General features: G+C 73.4%; 12 protein-coding genes. 3 read left to right on the top strand and 9 right to left on the bottom strand.

The genetic code is table 11. The features are described from left to right. Positions 1-11: 11 nt before the first annotated feature. Together prfA and rpmE are read right to left on the bottom strand one after the other, a co-directional pair. On the bottom strand, positions 12-1,100 hold the full coding sequence (prfA, locus tag OG989_RS01125) for a peptide chain release factor 1 (protein ID WP_151452889.1): 1,089 nt from the start codon (positions 1,098-1,100) through the stop codon (positions 12-14). A 99-nt stretch (positions 1,101-1,199) separates the two neighbouring features. Continuing rightward, positions 1,200-1,424: a 50S ribosomal protein L31 gene (gene rpmE, locus OG989_RS01130; protein WP_088998650.1), complete on the bottom strand. Its 225-nt coding sequence runs from the start codon at positions 1,422-1,424 to the stop codon at positions 1,200-1,202. A 300-nt stretch (positions 1,425-1,724) separates the two neighbouring features. Between rpmE and OG989_RS01135 the strand changes: the two genes are divergently transcribed. Then, positions 1,725-2,621, top strand: a complete 897-nt coding sequence (locus OG989_RS01135) for a phosphatase domain-containing protein (protein ID WP_327029445.1) — start codon at positions 1,725-1,727, stop codon at positions 2,619-2,621. Between the two features lie 69 nt (positions 2,622-2,690). Here OG989_RS01135 and OG989_RS01140 read toward each other — a convergent pair whose 3' ends face one another. From OG989_RS01140 to thrB, 3 genes are all read right to left on the bottom strand, one after another. Beyond that, entirely contained in the window at positions 2,691-6,188 is a 3,498-nt protein-coding gene (locus OG989_RS01140; RefSeq protein ID WP_327029446.1) for a phosphodiester glycosidase family protein, read from the bottom strand. 918 nt (positions 6,189-7,106) lie between these two features. Then, positions 7,107-9,335 (bottom strand): transcription termination factor Rho, encoded by a 2,229-nt coding sequence (rho, locus tag OG989_RS01145; protein ID WP_327029447.1) that lies wholly within the window; start codon positions 9,333-9,335, stop codon positions 7,107-7,109. A gap of 296 nt (positions 9,336-9,631) precedes the next feature. Further along, positions 9,632-10,576: a homoserine kinase gene (gene thrB / locus OG989_RS01150; protein WP_151452893.1), complete on the bottom strand. Its 945-nt coding sequence runs from the start codon at positions 10,574-10,576 to the stop codon at positions 9,632-9,634. Between the two features lie 139 nt (positions 10,577-10,715). On the opposite strand from thrB, the gene OG989_RS01155 reads away from it, so the two are divergent. Beyond that, on the top strand, positions 10,716-11,246 hold the full coding sequence (locus OG989_RS01155; RefSeq protein ID WP_151452894.1) for a hypothetical protein: 531 nt from the start codon (positions 10,716-10,718) through the stop codon (positions 11,244-11,246). Positions 11,247-11,340: 94 nt separating this feature from the next. Here the strand turns inward: OG989_RS01155 and OG989_RS01160 are convergent, their stop codons facing one another. The 4 genes from OG989_RS01160 to OG989_RS01175 form a co-directional block, all read right to left on the bottom strand. Continuing rightward, on the bottom strand, positions 11,341-12,585 hold the full coding sequence (locus OG989_RS01160) for an MFS transporter (RefSeq protein WP_327029448.1): 1,245 nt from the start codon (positions 12,583-12,585) through the stop codon (positions 11,341-11,343). A 111-nt stretch (positions 12,586-12,696) separates the two neighbouring features. Then, the gene (locus tag OG989_RS01165) at positions 12,697-16,002 is read right to left on the bottom strand and encodes an efflux RND transporter permease subunit (protein ID WP_327029449.1); all 3,306 of its coding nucleotides are present in this window, start codon (positions 16,000-16,002) and stop codon (positions 12,697-12,699) included. Positions 16,003-16,192: 190 nt separating this feature from the next. Then, positions 16,193-17,242 carry a threonine synthase gene (gene thrC / locus OG989_RS01170; protein WP_132231180.1) on the bottom strand — a complete coding sequence of 350 codons (1,050 nt, stop codon included), beginning with the start codon at positions 17,240-17,242 and terminating at the stop codon, positions 16,193-16,195. 226 nt (positions 17,243-17,468) lie between these two features. Then, positions 17,469-18,782 (bottom strand): homoserine dehydrogenase, encoded by a 1,314-nt coding sequence (locus tag OG989_RS01175; protein ID WP_327031088.1) that lies wholly within the window; start codon positions 18,780-18,782, stop codon positions 17,469-17,471. Between the two features lie 107 nt (positions 18,783-18,889). Between OG989_RS01175 and OG989_RS01180 the strand changes: the two genes are divergently transcribed. Beyond that, the gene (locus OG989_RS01180; protein ID WP_327029450.1) at positions 18,890-20,002 is read left to right on the top strand and encodes an RNA-guided endonuclease InsQ/TnpB family protein; all 1,113 of its coding nucleotides are present in this window, start codon (positions 18,890-18,892) and stop codon (positions 20,000-20,002) included. Positions 20,003-20,108 lie beyond the last annotated feature (106 nt).

The following is a 20,108-nucleotide window of genomic DNA, read 5'->3' on the forward strand; positions in this document are numbered from 1 at the left end:
GGGCCCCGGGGTCAGCGGCGGGTCAGCTCGGTGTCGCCGGCCAGGCGGGCGGCGCGATCGGCCTCGGCGAGGGCGTCGAGGACCGCGTCCAGGTCACCGGCGAGCGCCAGGTCCAGGTTGTACGCGGTGTAGCCGATCCGGTGGTCGGTGATCCGGTTCTGCGGGAAGTTGTAGGTGCGGATCCGCTCGGAGCGGTCCACGGTGCGCACCTGCGCCTTGCGGGCGTCCGAGGCGGCCGCGTCGGCCTGCTCCTGGGCCGCCGCCAGCAGCCGGGCGCGCAGGATCCGCATCGCCTGCTCCCGGTTCTGCAACTGGGACTTCTCGTTCTGGCAGGAGACCACGATGCCCGTCGGCACGTGCGTGATCCGTACCGCCGAGTCGGTGGTGTTCACCGACTGGCCGCCGGGCCCCGACGAGCGGAACACGTCGATGCGCAGCTCGTTCGGGTCGATGGTGACGTCGACGTCCTCGGCCTCCGGCAGCACCAGCACCCCGGCGGCGCTCGTGTGGATGCGGCCCTGCGACTCGGTGACCGGTACGCGCTGCACCCGGTGCACGCCGCCCTCCCACTTGAGCCGGGACCAGACGCCGTTGCCGCCCTCGGGCACACCCTTGGTCTTGATCGCCAGCGAGACGTCCTTCACCCCACCCAGGTCCGAGTCCTGGGCGTCGATCACCTCGGTGAGCCAACCGCGCCGCTCCGCGTAGCGGGTGTACATCCGCAGCAGGTCGCCGGCGAACAGCGCGGACTCCTCGCCGCCCTCGCCCGCCTTGATCTCGACGATCACGTCCTTGGCGTCGTGCGGGTCGCGCGGGATCAGCAGCTCCGCCAGCCGCTGCTCCAGCGCCGGCAGGCTCTCCGCGATCGACTCGGCCTCAGCGGCGAAGGACGCGTCCTCGGCGACCAGCTCCCGGGCGGCGGCGAGGTCGGCGCGGGCCTGCTCCAGCTCCCCGGCCGCCTTGTGCAGCGGGACCAGCTCGGCGTACCGGCGGCCGACCCGGCGGGCGGTGTTCTGGTCGGCGTGGATGGCCGGGTCCGCCAGCCGCTTCTCCAACTCGGCGTACTCGTCGAGGAGGGCGGCCAGGCGCTCGCTGCTCATGCGGGGGAGGCTCCTTCGACGGGGACGGGGCAGGACCAGGGGGAATACGGACGGCGCCCGCGTCCGGCACGAAACCGGACGCGGGCGCCGAACGAGGAGCTACTTGGCCTTCTTGGCCTGAACCTTGGCGTACTTCTGCTGGAACTTCGCCACCCGGCCCGCGGTGTCCAGGACGCGCTGCTTGCCGGTGTAGAACGGGTGGCAGGCGCTGCAGGTCTCGACGTGGATCGAGCCGCCCTTGGCGGTGCTGCGGGTGGTGAACGTGTTACCGCAGGAGCAGCTGACCTCGGTGGTCACGTACTCCGGGTGGATGTTGGACTTCATCTCGCCTCGGTCCTCTCGTGGATGGTCGCCGGGTCGCCGTCGGTGTCCGTCGCGGCGCGCGACGGGCTCGGGCGTGAACCGGAACCGGTGGCCGATTGACCAGTGTGCCATGGGCGTACGCCGACCCGGCAGTCGGGCCGCACGGCTGGTCCGGCATCGACAACGCACGCCCCACCTGCTGCATTCCCGACGCCTGGCCGGGCATTCGTCCCGGCACGGCCGCCGTCGGCGTCGTGCCCCGCCCGGGGCACGCGGCGCGGACGGCGGGGACCGCCGACGACGTACGACACGGAGGAGCCGATGGCCCGCCTGATCGCCACCCGGGGACTGCCCGCCTCCGGCAAGACCACGTTCGCCCGGACCCTCCAGCCCTCCGTGGTCCGCGTCAACCGCGACGACCTGCGCCGCATGCTGCACGGCGAGCGGCTGTTCACCCAGTGGGCGGAGTGGCAGGTCACCGTCGTGCAGCGGGCGCAGGTCGAGGCGCTGCTGCGGGTCCACGCCGACGTCTGCGTCGACGACACCAACCTGCGGTCGCGGACCCTGCGCGACTGGGCCGACCTGGCCGCCCGGCACGGCGCCGGGTTCGAGGTGCACGACTTCACCGACGTGCCGCTGGCGGAGTGCCTGCGCCGCGACGCCGCCCGCCCCGAGGCCGACCGGGTCGGCGAGGCGTGGATCCGCCGGCTGCACGAGCGCTACCTGGAAGGTCGTACGCTGCCGCTGCCCGTGCCGCAGGCCCGGACGGGGCGGCCCGCCACGGTGCACGCCCCGTCGACCGAGCCGCCGGAGATCGTCCTGGTGGACATCGACGGCACGGTCGCGCTGAACGTCTCGCGCAGCCCGTACGACATGACCCGGGTCGCCGAGGACGAGCCCAACCCGGCGGTGATCGCGGCGGTCCGGGCGATGCACGCCGCCGGATACGGCGTGGTGTTCTGCTCGGGCCGGGACGCCACCGCGCGCGCCGCCACCGAGGCGTGGCTGGCCCGGCACGTCCGGGTCCCCTACCTCGGCCTGCACCTGCGCGCCGTCGGCGACAGCCGGAAGGACTCCGTGGTCAAGCGGGAGATCTACGAGCGCGAGATCGCCGACCGCTACCGGGTGGTCGGCGTCTTCGACGACCGTCAGCAGGTGGTGCGGATGTGGCGCGCCCTCGGCCTCACCGTCTTCCAGGTGGCCGAGGGCGACTTCTGAGCGGTCGCGGGTGTGAGGAAGGGCACCTTCCCATCGCCTGGGCGACAGGAAGGTGCCCTTCCTTGCATCTCAGGCGGCGGGAGCCGCGGCGGCGGCCGTCAGGGTGACGGTGGCCTCCGCCCGCGCGCCGTTGACCGCGACGGCGAGCTTGACCTGCGCGCCGGGGCGCAGGGCGGTGAGCTTGCCGGTGGCCGGGTCGAAGCGGGCCACGTGCCAGGGCTTCAGCCCGAGGATCGAGCCGACGTGCACGTTCGGCGAGGCGGACCAGTCCGCGCTCACCGGCGCCGCCACCGGCACCGTACGCCCGCCGGGCTGGGTCACCGTGGCGGTGACCGTCGCCGGGGCGCCGACCGCGACGCTGGCCGGGGCGGTCAGCGTGAGCGCGTCGACGTGTGCGTGCGTCTCGGCGCTGACCCAGCGTGGGCCCTCGACGAGGGGGTTGCGCCGGGCCCGGTCGGCCTCGGCCGGGCTCACCGGGTCCACCCCGAACTCCGTCCACCCGGTGAAGCCGCCCTGGTCGGCGGGGGTGGAGGGGTTCTTGCCCGAGTTGCCGTTGATCAGGTACGGCACCCCGTCGACCCGGTCGGCGTGGAAGGTGCCGACGTGCCCGCCGACGAACGCGGCGCCCTTGCCGGTGCGGTGCTGGAAGTCGGCCAGCCACTGCTCCAGCAGCGCCGCCTCCTTCCGGTCGCCGAGCTGGCTGGCCTTGGCCGGGCTGGGGTCGCGCGGCGGGTGGTGGTGCAGCACGACCACCGAGCCGACGGCCGGGTCACCGGCCGCCGAGTCGAGCGCCTCGCGCAGCATCCGCACCTGGTCGAAGCCGCCGCCGCGCAGCGAACCCGTCGACGAGTTCAGCGTGACGAACCGGGTGCCCTTGTGGTCGAAGGTCCGCTCGGTGTCACCGAAGGCGGCCCGGAAGTTGGCGATCGGGGCGCCCATGATCTCGTGGTTGCCGGGCACGTAGTAGTACGGCAGTTCCCCGCCGAGTTCCTCGTCCAGCAGCCGCTTGGCGAGCGCGAAGTCCGCCGGGTAGGCGGTGTCCACGAAGTCGCCGTTGATCACCAGGAAGTCCGGCTTCGCGGCCTTGACCTCGCGGAGCGTACGGCGGGCCTGGGCGACCAGGTCGCTGTCCGGGTTCGCCGCGACGAACTGCGCGTCGGACAGGACGGCGAAGCGCCAGGGCGCCCCGTCCACCGTGCCGTCGCGCAGCACCACCCGGTCGGTGCGCGGCTTCTCGGCCGGCGCGTCGACCGTCGGCGGCACCTTCGCCACCAGGTCGTCGATGATGACCTCGCTGCGGTACTGCGCGGCGGCGTTGGTCTCCGCCACGTAGAACCGGCGGACCCGCACCGGGTACTGCACCCCGGCGGGGACCGCGAACTCGACGTACTTCCAGCCCGTCCAGGTGATCAGCGGGCCGCGCAGCACGTGCTGGGTGTCCTGGGCGTCGTGCAGGTGCAGGCTGGGCCACTCCCCCGTGCCGTTGCCGTGGATCCACATGCCGAACGCCTGCGGCTGGCCGGCGACCTCGATCCAGGCGGGCGGGTCCGCGTACGCGGCCCGGGTGCCGGTGGACTGGCTGAAGTCGTACGTCATCTTCAGGCCCGTGCCGGTGCGGCCCGCCGCGGGCGCGACCGCGCCGCTGGCCCGCGCCTGGCTGAACTTCCAGGCCGCCGCGTCGTCGAAGCCGGCCACCGGCACGTCGGTCAGCCCGACGGTGACCGGCAGGACGGTGCTGCTCCGGCCAACGTGGACGGTGACCAGCGCCGAGCCGGTGTCCCGCAGGGCGGTGACGGCGAGGTTGCCGTCGGCGGTCGGCGCGATCTTCAGCAGGTCCTTGTCGTAGTCGAGCTTCAGGTCGGCCGGCTCGATGGGGGCGGTGTTGCCCTCGGCGTCGTAACCGACGACGCCGAACAGCGCGCTGCCCTCGGCACCGGTCAGGCCGACCCGGTCCACCGTGGAGTCGATCCGGGCCAGCGGCCCGAGCACGGTCAGGTCGAGGGTGCCACGGGCCGCGCCCCGCGAGGCGGTGACCGTGGTGCTTCCGGGCAGGAGGGCCCGGAAGCGGCCCTTGCCGTCGACGACGCCGTGCACCGCCGGGTTGGCCCGCCACGTCGGCGCGCCGGCCGCCGGGCCGTACGTCTCGTCGTGGCCGGCGGCGGTGAGCTGGCGGGTCAGGCCGGGGAAGACGCGGTCGGGCCGGCCGCCGCGCACCGGCGCGACGCCGGGAGCGGTGGTCGGGTCGCTGGCGGTCTCCAGCCAGTACCCGGTGAGCCGGCCGCTGCCCTTGGGCGCGTAGATGGCCAGGCCGTTGGGCACGGCCCGCTCGCTGCCGTCGGACGGGCTGTTCTCCACCTGCACGGCCGCCGCACCCGGTTCCCGGGCGAGCAGCGTCGAGGAGCCGCCGCCGTCGAGGTTGAGGGCATGGTGGGCGCCGAGTTCGGCCATCATGCGGCCCATCTCGGTCTGGGTGACGCCCCGGCTGTCGACCTGCCGACCGTCCACAGTCATCATGATCATGCGCCGGCCGTCGGCGGAGAAGCCGACGGACGTGCGCGGGGCCAGCGACGCGTCGGCGATGCTCTGCACCACCCCGTCGCGGACCAGCACGTTGCCGCCGCCGACGGCCGCGTGCAGGTTGCTGCCGTCGGCCGGCTTGGGCCGGTAGGCGACCGTCACCGCGTCGCCGGGACGCAGCCCGGCGAGGGCGTCCGCGCCGGCGTCGCGGCCGAGCAGCACGGTGGTGCCGGCCGGGACCGCCCCGCTTCCGGCCGTCCCGGCGACGGTGGCGACGCGGCCGTCGACCACCGTGACCTCCGTGACGCGGGCGGCGCCCTCGACCGCGCGTTGCCGGGTGTACGACCCCCAGAGCGCGGTGAACACGCCGATCCCGTTCGCCTGGATCATGTTGTTGAACTGGGTCAGCGTCACCGGACCGGTCGGCAGGGTCGCGGTGCCGTCAAAGTTCACCTCGATGACCCGGCCGAGCCCCTCGGTGGTGATCGCGACGGCGTTGCGGTGCCCGCTGACCGCGGACTGGACCAGTTGGCCGTCGCGGACGCCGACCCCCTGGGCGGCACCGGAGTTGTTGATGTCGAAGAAGTCGCCGTTGACGGCGGCAACCGCACGGGCCGCGTCGACGGCGCCGCGCAGCGGCTCGGCCCGGCTGACCGCGCCGGAATTGACGTAGTCCACGGTGAGGCCGCCGGTGAGGTCGGCGGTCAGCGCGTCCGCGCGCAGCCAGCCGTCGGCGTCGTACCGGTCGAAGGAGGTCAGGTTGAGGCCCGGGGCGACCGGGCGGGTGGTCTTCGCCGTCTCCAGCCCGCCGGCCGGCTCCACGCCGGTCGGGGCCGCGGCGGCCGACATGCTCGCGGCCGGATCGCCGGCGAGCGTCACGGAGCCTGCGGAGTACGAGGAGGCGCGCGGCGCGTCCTCGGCGGCGGTGAGGGACGGGTCGGTGGCCGGAGCGGGCGCACCGGCGTTCGCCGGCACGGTGCCGGCCAGGGTGAGCAGCGGCGTCAGCAGCAGGACGCCTGCGAGCCGGGCGGATCGTCTGCGGGTACGCATGGGCGACAGTCAACCGGACGATGAATAGAAGTTTCAATAGCTGCCGGCCAAAGCGAAGGAAAACTCCACCCTTCCGGCGGTCGTCCCCGCCATTGCCGACACCGCCCCCTCCGGAGCACGGGCCCTCGGAGCACGGGCCCCCGCACCGCACCTCCCCGCACCGCACCTCCCCGCACCGCACCGCACAAGCGGAGCCACAACCCGGCAGCACGTGCTGCGACCGCGCGCCCCGCCGCCACACCCACGGACCTCACGGCGCACCCACGGACCTCACCGCCGCACCCCACGGCCACACCGCGACATGTGCTCGAGGCCCCACGGCCACCCACACCGCGCGTGCGCTCGGTGGATCGCCCTGCGGCGTGCGCCCGGGGGCCGCCCTGCGGCGTGCGGCCCGGGACCGCACGACCACCCACATTCGGTCACGGAGAGTGGGCGACTCTGCGCCGCTCCACCCCTCGCTCCGTCCCCTTTGCTCTGCATCCATATCCGCACCGGACACGCCATGTAAGCGGCGCCTATGTGGATGCAGAGCAAAGGGGAACTGGAGGATGATGCGGCCGGATCGCACCCCACGACGAATTACCTGGTCACAGGCCCTCAGCAACGACGGCCGAGGCGACACGCTCTTCCCACGCCCAAATTCGGTCACGTAGAGTCACAACGAAGGCTCTTCGAGCCGAAGGTTACCGATCGTCACGGAAGCGAGCTGGCAAGGTGGATCGTCCGGCTGCCCGTCTGCGGTACGCAGCGCCCGACGCCCGGCACCCGACCGACGCACGGCACCCGGCACCCGGCACCGCACTGGCACCGGCACCGGCACCGGCACCGAAGCTCACCCACGAAACCGACGGGCAGGGACGCGAGAAGGGCACGGCCTCGTGGCCGTGCCCTTCTCGCTGTCTCACCCGGGGAGGGTCACTCCCCCGGCGTCGACTTGGCGATCTGCATCAGGAACTCGATGTTGGTGCGGGTCTGCTTGAGCTTGTCCAGCAGCAGGTCCAGCGCCGCCTGCGAGTCCAGCGAGTGCAGGACCTTCCGGAGCTTGTGGATGATGGCCAGCTCCTCCGGCGCGAGCAGGATCTCCTCCTTGCGCGTGCCGGACGGGTGGATGTCGATGGCCGGGAAGATGCGCTTGTCGGCGATCTTCCGGTCCAGCTTCAGCTCCGCGTTGCCGGTGCCCTTGAACTCCTCGAAGATGACCGTGTCCGCCATGGACCCGGTCTCCACCAGCGCGGTGGCGAGGATGGTCAGCGAGCCGCCGTTCTCGATGTTGCGGGCCGCACCCAGGAAACGCTTCGGCGGGTAGAGCGCGGTGGAGTCGATACCACCCGACATGATCCGGCCGCTGGCCGGCGCCGCCAGGTTGTACGACCGACCGAGGCGGGTCACCGAGTCGAGCAGCACGACCACGTCGTGGCCCAGCTCGACCAGGCGCTTCGCCCGCTCGATCGCCAGCTCGGCCACCGTGGTGTGGTCCTGCGGCGGACGGTCGAACGTCGCCGCGATGACCTCACCCTTCACCGACCGCTGCATGTCGGTGACCTCTTCGGGCCGCTCGTCCACCAGCACCACCATCAGGTGGCACTCCGGGTTGTTGTGCGTGATCGCGTTCGCGATGGCCTGGAGCACCATCGTCTTACCCGCCTTCGGCGGCGACACGATCAGCGCGCGCTGGCCCTTGCCGAGCGGCATGACCAGGTCGATGACCCGGGTGGTGAGGATGTGCGGCTCGGTCTCCAGCCGCAGGCGCTCCTGCGGGTAGAGCGGGGTGAGCTTGTAGAACTCCGGCCGGCGCTTCGCCTCGTCCGGCTCCATCCCGTTGATGGTGTCCAGCCGCACCAGCGGGTTGTACTTGTCCCGCCGCTGCTCGCCGTCGCGCGAGGCGCGCACCGCACCGGTGATGGCGTCGCCGCGCCGCAGGCCGTACTTCTTGATCTGCGACATGGAGACGTAGACGTCGTTCGGGCCGGCCAGGTAGCCGGTGGTCCGTACGAACGCGTAGTTGTCGAGCACGTCGATGATGCCGGCCACCGGGACGAGCACGTCGTCCTCGCCGACCTGCGGCTCGCGCCCGCCGTCGCGCCCGCCATCGCGGCCATCGCGGCCACCGTCGCCGCCCTCGGCGCGCTCACCGCGGCCACGGCGGCGGTCCCGGAACCGGCTGCGCCGGCCACGCCGGCCACCGCTCTCGTCGTCGTCGCCGTCGTTGTCACGCTCGACGCGCTGGCCCCGGTCGCCGCGCTCGTTGCGGTCACGGTCGCCGCCCCGCTCGGCACGCTCGGCACGCTCGCCCCGCTCGTTGCGGTCACCGCGCTCGGCACGTTCGCCGCGGTCACCCCGCTCGTTGCGCTCGCCCCGCTCGGCACGGTCACCGCGCTCGGCACGGTCACCCCGCTCCGCGCGGTCACCGCGGTCCGCACGCTCGGCACGGTCACCGCGCTCGTTGCGGTCGCCGCGCTCGGCACGGTCGCCCCGCTCCGCACGCTCGCCGCGCTCGGCACGGTCGCCCCGCTCCGTACGCTCGCCGCGCTCGGCACGGTCGCCGCGCTCGGCACGGTCGCCGCGCTCGGCACGGTCGCCGCGCTCGGCGCGGTCACCGCGCTCACGGCCGCGGTCGGCACGCTCGCCGGCCTCGGCCTCGTCCGCGCGCGTCTCCGCCGGACGAACCTCCGCCGGACGGGCAGCCTCCGCCTCACGAGCCTCCACCGGACGGGCCTCCGCGGCCCGTGCCTCGGAGGTGGCGGCCCGGCTGCGCCGGGTCCGGCCACGGGGCTCGGCCTCGGCAGCCGCCGGCTCCGCCGGAGCCTGCTCCGCGGTACGCCGCCCGGCCGCCGGCCGCTCGGTGCTCTCGCGGACCTCGGCGTGGGCCTCTTCACGGGCGGGAGCGGCAGCGGCCTCGGCCCGCGGTCGAGGGGTCCCGGCGGTGGCGCCGCCCTGCCGCTCGGAGATCGCGCTGATCAGCTCGCCCTTACGCATGCGGGCCGTGCCCGAGATGCCGAGCGACGCGGCCAGGCTCTGCAGCTCCGGCAGCAGCATCGCCGACAGGCCGGTGCCGCTACGCCGACGACGGGCGGGGGCGGCGGCGGTGGTGGCATCGCCAGCGACGTTGGAAACATCCGACGTCACGTCGGTGGTGTCGCTCAATGGATTCCTTCCCTCGATAGGCCGGGACTGCCCGGAGTCGAAAACAAGGTGGCCGGGCGGCCTCGGTGCACCCGCCTCGCATGGACGCGTCGCGGGAGTCTGTGACACAGCAGCCGGTCGGTTTCCAGACTCACCGAAGGTCGGTGAGCAGGTCTCGCCGTCTGCGGCGACCTGTGAAGACTGCGGTGCGGCGTGGGCCTAGGCAGGGGTGACGGGCTGACCGCCGAGAGCTTCGGGGGTGCGCCGACCCGCAGGGAGATCGCATGCTTCGCGGCTGTGCTAAGTCTAGAGCGTAATCAACTCTTCCGACCTGCGGCAACAGGGTCCCGCTCTGCGTGTCCCAGTCTACCCCGGGCAACCTGTGCTCCGCGCCCGTCTGGATCCAACCGCCAGACCTCCCAGCCTGTTCCCGGGTCGAAGCCCTCGGGCGGGCCGGTCAGGGCCAGGACGGTCGGGCCCGCACCACTGACCACGGCGGCCACACCGGCCTCACGCAGCGCTTTCACCAGGGCGGCGCTGCCCGGCATGCCGTCGGCGCGGTAGTCCTGGTGCAGCCGGTCGACCGTGGCCGGCAGCAGCAGATTCGGGTCGGCGGTCAGCGCGTGCACCAGCAGCGCGGCGCGGCCCGCGTTCAGCGCCGCGTCGCCGTGGGGCACGGTGGCCGGCAGCGCGGCCCGCGCGGTGGCCGTCAGGCCACGCTCCGCCGGCACGAAGACCGTCGGGCGTACGCCGTCGGCGACCGGCAGCGACACCGCCCGGGCGCCGGAGGGCTCCGTCCAGGCCAGGGTGAAGCCGCCGAGCAGGCACGGCGCCACGTTGTCCGGATGGCCCTCGATCTCGGCGGCGAGGCGCAGCGCGGCGGCGTCGTCGAGCCGGGTCTCGCCGTCGGTGACCAGCGCACGGGCCAGCAGCACGCCGGCGACGATCGCCGCGGACGAGGAACCCAGCCCACGGGCCTGCGGGATGCGGTTGACGCACTCCACCGCCAGCCCGGGCGGCTGCCCGCCGAGCCCGTCGAAGGCCGCCCGCATGGCGCGGACGACCAGGTGCCGGTCGTCGGCCGGCAACTCCCCGGCGCCCTGCCCGGCCACGGTCACCGTGACGCCCCCCGCCGTCACCTCGGCGGCCACGTCGTCGTGCAGCGCCAGGGCGAGCCCCAGGGCGTCGAACCCCGGCCCCAGGTTGGCGCTGGTGGCGGGGACCCGGACCCGGACCGGGCCGGAGATGAAGTTCGTCGGCACGGGCTCATGGTAGGGCTGCGCACCGACGGGGCGGATCGCCGCCCGCCGGATGGGACCGGGCCCGACGGCCTCGTCACCGGACGGTGGTGGCGCCGCCGGTCCGTTAGCCTGGCCCGACCGACGGCGGCTGGAGGCGGGAATGCGCGAATTCGAGTACCTGGCGAGGACGGTCGTCTTCGAGGCGCCCACGGTGCTGGTGCTGCTGGTCGGGCTCGTACTGGCCGCGACGGCTGGGGGGCGGCTGCCCCGGAAGCCCCGGCTGCTGGCGCTGTCCGGGCTCGGCGTGCTGCTGGGCAGCGCACTGTTCAACGTGGCCTGGATCCTGCTGCTGTCCCGCGCGTTCAGTTTCGACTGGGGATATTCGAACTTCCGGCTCATGAACCTGGCCTACGGCGGGGTGCAGGCCCTGGCGTACCCGATCGGGACGGGTCTGCTGATCGCGGCGGTGCTGGTCGGGCGGCGGGCGGGCGGCGCGGAGGCCGGCCCGTTCGGCGGACGGCCGCTCGCCGGCGGCGGGCCGGTGCCGACCACCGCGCCGGGGCCCGTCGCCCAGCCGGTGCCGCCGACCGACCCGGGGTGGACCGTGGAGGGCGGGGCCGACGTGCCGGCGCAGTGGGGCGGTCGATCCCGGCCGGACACGCCGACGGGCGCCGGGACGGACCAGCCCTGACCGCCGGGCGGGACGGCGGGCGGCGCGAGCGCGCGGCGCTCGGAGTCGGCGGGCGGCGTGTGCGAGCGCGCGGCGCTCGGGCCGGCCGCCGCCGTCAGCGGGCGGCGCTCGGGGCCGGTTGCGCGGCCGGGTCCGTGAGCGAGAGCCGGCGCGTGGCGATCCGCCAGCCGACCGCGTAGACCACCGTGACCAGGCCGCAGCTGGCCAGCACCACCCGCTCGTCCACGGTGTCCACCACTGCGGCCACGGCGAGCTGGCTGACCGAGACGGCGAGCGTCGCCAGCATCATGTCGGTGGCGAAGACGCGGCCCCGCAGCCGGTCCGGCACCTCCCCCTGCAGGGCGAAGTTCGACATCACCCAGTTGCTGCCGCCCGCGAAGTGGGCGACGAAGACCAGGGCCAGCACCAGCGGGAACCAGTTTGCGACCGACGTGCCGAGGTAGGCCAGGCCGTAGAGGGACATCGACAGCGCCAGCCCGGGCAGCAGCCAGGCGCGGTTGGTCAGCACCCGGCGCATCAGGATCGGCCCGACGAGCGCCCCCGCCCCGCGGACCGCGAAGAGCAGCCCGGTGCCGACGGGGCCCACGCCGTACACGGCCGCGAGCAGCGGGAACACCGTCAGCACGCCGTTGCCGAGGCCCACCGCCGACTTCACGGTGACCAGCGCCAGCACCCTCGGCCGGTGCCCGATGTAGCCAAGCGCCTCCCGGATCGCCGGCCAGGTCCGCTGCACGGGCAGCTCCGCGTCGCGGGGCGCCTGCAACGGCCGGCGGATCAGCGTGGCCAGGCCCGCGGCGACCACCAGGCCCACCGCCGCCACCCAGAAGCAGGCGTACGGGCCGACGGCGGCGCTGAGCACGCCACCCAGGGAGGCGCCGACGACGGTCATGGTGCCCCAGGCCGAGCCCGCGACGGCGTTGCCGGCGGCCAGCTCGTCGGGGTCGAGCACGTTGGGCAGGGCCGCCTGGGCCGCCGGGGAGTAGAACGCCTTGGCGACCGCCACGACACCGATCCCGGCCATCGCCAGCCAGGCGGTCTCCGCGCTGCGGACGCCGAGCAGCAGCAGCACGCCGAACAGGGCCGCGACGTTCGAAACGATCATGATCTTGCGCCGGTCGAACCGGTCCGCGATCGTGCCCGTGTACGGCAGCAGCAGCGCCACGATCCCGGTGTCGACGGCGAGCACCAGCGCGCCCCACACGCCGCTGCCGGTCAGGTCCGGCAGCAGCACCAGCAGCGGCACCATGACGAACCAGTCGGCGCCGAAGACCACCAGCTCGGCGAGGAACAGATTGCGGAAGTTGCGGTTGTGGGTGAGGACCGAGACGGTGGACGGCACGTTCGGGACCCTACCGGGCGGTGACCGGCGGGCCAGGCGTACGGCGGGTACCTGACCGAACGCGAACACCCCCGGCGGGTGGGACCCGTCGGGGGTGTTCGCGCACTGCCGTTACTCGGCCGGCGGCAGCGGGGACGTGCGGCTCTTCGGCAGCCGCAGCACCTCGAACTGGTCGGTGCCGTCCACCAGCGCGCCCGACGGCGTCGGCCGGGACGCCGGGGCGTCGGTGGCCTCCGTGCCGGCGGTGGACGGGGCGCCCCCGGCGGGCACCGGGACCGGCTCGGCGGCGGGCGCCCCACCGTCGTCGCCGGCCGGCTCGCCGTCGCCCGTGCCGGTGGCCGGGGCCACCCCGCCGGAGCGGCGGGCCCGACGGGCGCGGAACGACTCCTTGGTGTTCTCCGCCATGGCGTAGAGCGTCGGCACCAGGATCAGGGTGAGCAGCGTCGAGCTGAGCAGCCCGCCGATCACCACGATCGCCAGCGGCTTGGAGATGAAGCCGCCCTCCCCGGTGAGGCCGAGCGCCATCGGCAGCAACGCGAAGATGGTGGCGATCGCCGTCATCAGGATCGGCCGCAGCCGGCGCCGGCCGCCCTCGACCACCGCCTCCTGGACCCCCATGCCCTGGGCCCGGTACTGGTTGACGAGATCCAGCAGCACGATCGCGTTTGTCACCACGATGCCGACCAGCATGAGCACGCCGATCAGCGCCGGCACACCCATCGGGGTGCCGGTGGCCAGCAGCAGGCCGATCGCGCCGGTCGCCGCGAACGGGATGGAGATCAACAGGATCAGCGCCTGGACCAGGCTCCGGAACGTCGCCACCATGATCAGGAAGACGATCGCGATGGCGGCGAGCACGGCCAGGCCCAGGTCGGCGAAGGCCTCCTCCTGGTCGGCGCTGACGCCGCCGATGGCGAAGGTCGCCCCCGGCACGTCGATGCCGTCCAGCTTCTTCTGCAGCTCCTGCGTGATGGCGCCGAGGTTCGAGCCGGTGGCCGTACCGGTGACGGAGACGCTGCGCTCGCCGTCGATCCGGCTCACCTGCTGCGGGCCCTCGGTCTGGGTGACGTCGGCGATGTCGTCGAGCTTCACCGGCCCGACCGGCATCGCGCGCAGTTCCTCCACCGTGGTCGGCGGCTTGCCCGCGAACCGCAGCACCACGTCCCGCTGCCCGTCGTCGAGCGTGACCTGCCCCAGGGGCGAACCACGGAACGCCTGGGCCACCACCTGGCCGACGGCGGCCTCGGTGAGCCCGACCCGGCCGGCGGCGACCCGGTCGACGGTGACGTCGACGCGCGGCACCCGGGTGGCGAGGCTGGTGGAGACGTCCTCGACGCCCGCCAGCCCGGCCATCGCCGACCGGACCTCCTCGGCGGCCCGGGTCAGCGCCTCCGGGTCGGTGCCCTGGACGACCACCTCGATCTGGTTGGCCGCCGCCCCGCCCTGGCCGGCGCCGAAGCTGACCTCACCGACGGCCGGGCCCAGCGCGTCGAACTCCCGGCGCAGCTTCTCCCGCATCTCCTGGGCGTCGGTCCCGTCACCGAGGGCCAGCGACCAGTTGGCGACGTTGTTGCCGCCGCCGCCGAACGGGTTGTCCCCGCCGCCCGCCGTGACCTGGTACGTCTCGACGTCCTCGGTGCGCTCCAGCACGGCCTCGATCTGCTTGGCCGCCGCGTCGGTGCCGAGCAGGCCGGTGCCCGCCGGCAGTTCCTGGGTGATGCTCAGGGTGTCCTGGCCGGAGTCGTCGATGAAGTTGGTCTCCAGCTGGCGGGACAGGCCGAAGGTGCCGAACAGCACGAGCACGCCGAGCCCCAGCGTGATCCACCGGGTGGCCCGCTTGCGGGTGGCGAACCCGATCACCGGCAGGTACGCCCGCTGCAACGGGTTGCGCAGCTCCTTCTCCTCGGCCGCCCGACGCACCTCGGCGTCGTCCGCCGTGCCGCTCGGCGGCTTCAGGAACCAGTACGCGAGCACCGGGATGACGGTCAGCGAGACCAGCAGCGAGGCGAGCAGGGCCACCGTGACAGTGATCGCGAACGGCGCGAAGAGCTGCCCGACGAAGCCGCCCACCAGGGCGATCGGCGCGAAGACGGCGACCGTGGTGAGGGTGGACGCGGTCACCGCGCCGGCCACCTCGCGGACGGCGGCGAGGATCGCCTGCCGCTTCGGCTCGCCGTACTCCAGGTGTCTCTTGATGTTCTCCAGCACGACGATCGAGTCGTCGACCACCCGGCCGACCGCGATGGTGAGCGCGCCGAGAGTGAGCAGGTTGAGCGAGTAGTCGCCGATCCAGAGGGCGATCAGGGCGACCACCACCGAGAGCGGGATGGAGACCGCGGTGACCACGGTGGAGCGGACCGACAGCAGGAAGACCAGGATGACGATGACGGCCATGACCAGGCCCAGCAGGCCCTCGGTGGTCAGGCTCTCGATCGACTTCTCGACGAAGGGCGCCTGGTCGAAGACGACGGTCAGCTCGGCGCCGGAGGCCTCCCGCAGGTCGGCGAGGCGGTCCCGGATCTCGTGGGAGATCTCCACGGCGTTGCCGTCCGGAGAGGCGGTGACCGCGATGCCCAGGCTGTCCTTGCCGTTGGTGCGGGTGATCGCGGTGGCCGGGGCGAGCTGCTGCTCGACGGTGGCCACGTCGCCGAGGCGGACCGGGGCCGCCCGGCCCGTCGCCGGCGCGACCACGACGCCCCGGAGGTCGTCCAGCGTGGCGAGCCGGGTGCCGACCTGCACCGGGAGCGCGCGGGTGCCGTCGGTCACCGCGCCGGCCGGCACCGTCACGCCGTTGGTCTTCAACGCCGCGCCGAGGGCGGTCGGCTGGAGCTTCGCCGCCGCCAGCTTGGCCGGGTCCGGGGTGACCACCACGACGTCGTCGCGGGCGCCGGTCAGGTCGACCGTCCGCACCCCCTCGATCGCCTCCAGCTCGGGCACCACCGTGGCGCGCAGCTTCTCCGCGAGGACGCGCTGGTCGTCACCGCCGGAGGCGGCGAGCACCACCGCGGGCAGGTCGTCGGTGCTGCCGGCGATGACCTGCGGGTCGACTCCCTCGGGCAGCTGCGCGTCGATCCGGTTGAGCGCGGTCTGCATCTTGTTGACCACGTCGTCCAGGTCGGTGCCGAACTCGTACTGGACCTGGACGGTCGTGGAGCCCTCGCGGGAGGTCGAGGTGACCTGGTCCAGCCCCGGGATGCCCTGGAGGGCGTTCTCGATCGGCTCGGTGACCTGCGACTCGACGACCTCGGGCCCGGCGCCGGGGTAGACCGCCACGATGAAGGCCGCCGGGAACTCCAGCGACGGCAGGAGTTGCTGCTTCAGTGACGGTACGGCGAACGCCCCGAACAGCGTGGTCACCACCGCGATGAGGGCGATCAGCCCTCGGTTGGCGAGGCTGAATCTGGCGAGCAGCGACATCGGCGTGACTCACTCCTGGAAAGGCGATTGGCGGGGGTACGGATTCTCCCCCACCCGGCCCGACCGGCCCCGGTCGGCCCTGCCCCAGTCCGATGCACAGGACTCGTATGCGCCGCCCCGGTTTTCCTCCCGTCGGCCTCGGCCGGCGCCGATCCGCCGGCGGCTCAGACGAGGCCGATCCGCTGGCGGCTCAGGCGAGGTCGAGGCAGCGGGCGGCGGCCAGCGGGTCGTTGGCGATGGTGGTGGGCACGGGCGCGGTGGAGATCGCCCACTCCGGGTCCTTCAGGCCGTGGCCGGTGACCGTGCAGACCACCGTCGAGCCGGCCGGGACCCGACCGGCGGCGGCCTGCTGGAGCAGGCCGGCCACGCTGGCCGCGCTGCCCAGCTCGACGAAGACCCCGACCTCGCGGGCCAGCAGCCGGTACGCGGCCAGGATCTCCCGGTCGGTGACGGCGGCGATCAGCCCGCCCGAGGAGTCCCGGGCGTCGAGCGCCCTGGTCCAGCTCGCCGGGTTGCCGATCCGGATGGCGGTGGCGATCGTGGACGGCTCGCGGACCACCTCCCCGGTGACGATCGGGGCGGCGCCGGCGGCCTGGAAGCCGTACATCTTCGGGGCCCGGGTGGCGTTGCCGTCCCGCAGCTCCTCCGAGTAGCCCATCCAGTAGGCGGAGACGTTGCCGGCGTTGCCGACCGGCAGGCAGTGGATGTCGGGCGCGTCACCCAACGCCTCGACGATCTCGAACGCGGCCGTCTTCTGGCCGTGCAGCCGGTCGATGTTGACCGAGTTGACCAGGGCGACCGGGTAGTCCTGCGCGAGCTTGGCGGCCAGCGACAGGCAGTCGTCGAAGTTGCCGGTGACCTGGAGCAGCTTCGCCCCGTGCACGAGCGCCTGGGCCAGCTTGCCCAGCGCGATCTTGCCCTGCGGCACGAGCACCGCGCAGGTCAGGCCGGCGCGGGCCGCGTACGCCGCCGCGGAGGCGCTGGTGTTGCCGGTGGAGGCGCAGATGATCGCCTTGTTGCCGGCCTCGACCGCCTTGGAGACCGCGAGGGTCATGCCCCGGTCCTTGAACGAGCCGGTCGGGTTGGCGCCCTCCACCTTCAGGTGCACGTCGCAGCCGAGCCGGGCGGAGAGCACCGGCGCGGGCAGCAGCGGCGTGTTCCCCTCGTGCAGGGTCACGACCGGGGTGGCGTCGGTGACCGGCAGCCGGTCCCGGTACGCGTCGATCAGACCCCGCCACATGTCGTTCTCCCTCGCCTCTACCGTCCCGCCGAGTCGGGTACGCCTCCAGCCTGGACCAGTCTCGCCGTGTGCCCGCCGGCGCACCCGCAGTTAACCATCAGGCGAGACGCGGAAGCGCTCGCCCCGCCGGGCCGGGACAGCGGACGGGCCCAGGCGCGCCCGACCCGCACCGCCGGCGGTCGCGGGCCGGCCCGCTCCCGTCACCGGGGCCCTGCGGACGGACCGCTCAGAGCCCGCCCTCGACCCGCAGCACGCTCGCCACCGAACGGACGATGTCCAGTCCGCGCAGCTCCCGCACGGTGGCGGCGAGCGCCGCGTCCGGCGCCACGTGGGTGACGATCACCAGGTCGGCGTCCTCGCCCCGGCCGGTCGCGCCGCCGCCCGCCGGGCCCTGCCGCACGGTGGCGATCGACACGTCGTGCCGGGCGAACACGCCGGCCACCGCCTCCAGCACACCCGGCCGGTCGGCCACGTCGAGGCTGATGTGGTAGCGGGTCAGCGCCTCCCCCATGGGCCGCACCGGCAGGTCGGCGTACGCGCTCTCGCTGGCCGACCGCACCCCGGCGAGCCGGTTGCGGGAGACCGCCACCACGTCGCCCAGCACCGCGCTGGCGGTCGGCGCGCCGCCCGCGCCCCGGCCGTAGAACATCAGCGGCCCGGCCGCCTCGGCCTCGACGAAGACCGCGTTGAACGCGTCGCCGACGCTGGCCAGCGGGTGGCCCAGCGGGATCATCGCCGGGTGCACCCGCACGCTGACCGTCTCCCGGCCGGCGGCGTCGGCGCCCCGGGCGGCGATGCAGAGCAGCTTGATGGTGCAGCCCATCGCCTTGGCGCTGGCCACGTCGGCCGCCGTGACCTCGGTGATGCCCTCCCGGTGCACGTCGGCCGCGCCGACCCGGGTGTGGAACGCCAGCGAGGCGAGGATGGCCGCCTTGGCCGCCGCGTCGAAGCCCTCCACGTCGGCGGTCGGGTCGGCCTCGGCGTAGCCCAGCTCGGTGGCCTCCTCCAGCGCCTCCGCGAAGCCGGCGCCGGTGGCGTCCATGGCGGAGAGGATGAAGTTGGTGGTGCCGTTGACGATGCCGGTGACCCGGTTGATCCGGTCGCCGTGCAGCGACTCGCGCAGCGGGCGCAGCAGCGGGATCGCCCCCGCCACGGACGCCTCGTAGTAGAGGTCGCCGCCGCCCTCGGCCGCCGCGTCGTGCAGGGCGGCGCCGTCCTCGGCGAGCAGCGCCTTGTTGGCCGTGACCACGCTCTTGCCGGCCCGCAGCGCCTCCACCAGCCAGCCCCGCGCCGGCTCGATGCCGCCGACCACCTCGACGACCACGTCCACGTCGTCGCGCTTGATCAGCCCCAGCGCGTCGGTGGTGAACAGGGTCGGGTCGACGGGCAGGTCGCCCCGGTCACGGCCGAGACGGCGTACGGCGATGCCGGCGATCTCCAGCGGGGCGCCGATCCGGGCGGCGAGGTCGGCCGCCTGCTCGTGCAGCAGCCGGACCACCTCGCTACCGACCGTGCCGCAGCCGAGCAGTGCCAGGCGCACAGGTGATGTCATCGGTGTCGCGGCGTGGATACCCCGGCCTCCAGGCAGGGGAGGAAACGCCGCTCCCTCCCCTCGGTGAGTGTTCTCAGACCGGTAAGATATGAGGCGTGGGTGAGGTAGTGAAGCGGGCGTACAAGTACCGCTCTTATCCATCCCCTGAGCAGACCGAACAGTTGAACCGGACGTTCGGATGCGTGCGTCTGGTCTACAACCGGGCGTTGGCAGCGCGCACCCGGGCATGGGCCAACGACCGGCAGCGCACCAGCTACGTGCAGTCCTCGGCGTGGCTGACGGATTGGAAACGCACCGACGACCTGGCGTTCCTCAACGAGGTGTCGTCGGTGCCGTTGCAGCAGACGCTGCGACATCTGCAAAGCGCTTTCGCCGCCTTCTGGGACAAGCGCGCCCGATACCCCCGATTCAAGTCCAAGCGCAAATCGCGCGCGTCGGCGGAGTACACCCGGTCGGCGTTTCGCTGGCGCGACGGTCGGCTCACCTTGGCGAAAATGCACGCGCCGCTGGCTGTCGTGTGGTCCCGGCCCCTGCCCGAAGGCGCGAATCCGTCCACGGTGACGGTGTCCCGAGACACGGCCGGTCGCTGGTTCGTGTCCCTGCTGGTGGAAGACCCGACCGTCGTGCCGCTGCCGCCCTCGTCCAGCGTGGTCGGTGTGGACGCCGGCCTCACCAGCCTGGTGACCCTTTCCACCGGAGATAAGGTCACCAACCCGCGTCACGCGCGCGTCGAGCGGCGGAAGCTGGCCATAGCGCAGCGGAACCTGTCCCGTAAGGAAAAGGGGTCCGCGAACCGGGCCAAGGCCCGTGTCAAGGTGGCCCGTATCCATGCCCGCATCGCCAACCGGCGACGCGATCATCTGCACAAGCTGAGCACTCGACTCATCCGCGAGAACCAAACGGTCATGATCGAGGATCTCACCGTACGCAACATGCTTCGCAACCATCGGCTGGCCCGGGCCATCTCCGATGCGGCCTGGTCGGAACTGCGCAACATGCTGGAGTACAAGGCAGCCTGGTACGGCCGCACCGTGATCGCCATCGACCGGTTCTACCCGTCGTCGAAGACCTGCTCGGCGTGCGGACGCATCAACACCAAACTCACCCTCGGCGTCCGCGTCTGGACGTGCCCCAGCTGCGACACCACGCACGACCGGGACGTCAACGCCGCCAACAACATTCTCGCCGCAGGGCTTGCGGAGAGGTAAAACGCCTGTCGAGCTGACGTAACACCTCACGGGATTCTCCCTACGGGCAGTCGGCGACGAAGCAGGAACACCTTCGGGCGACCGAAGGAGCCCCCGCCCATCAGGG

The sequence above is a fragment of the Micromonospora sp. NBC_01740 genome, from assembly GCF_035920365.1.
Classification (GTDB): domain Bacteria; phylum Actinomycetota; class Actinomycetes; order Mycobacteriales; family Micromonosporaceae; genus Micromonospora; species Micromonospora reichwaldensis.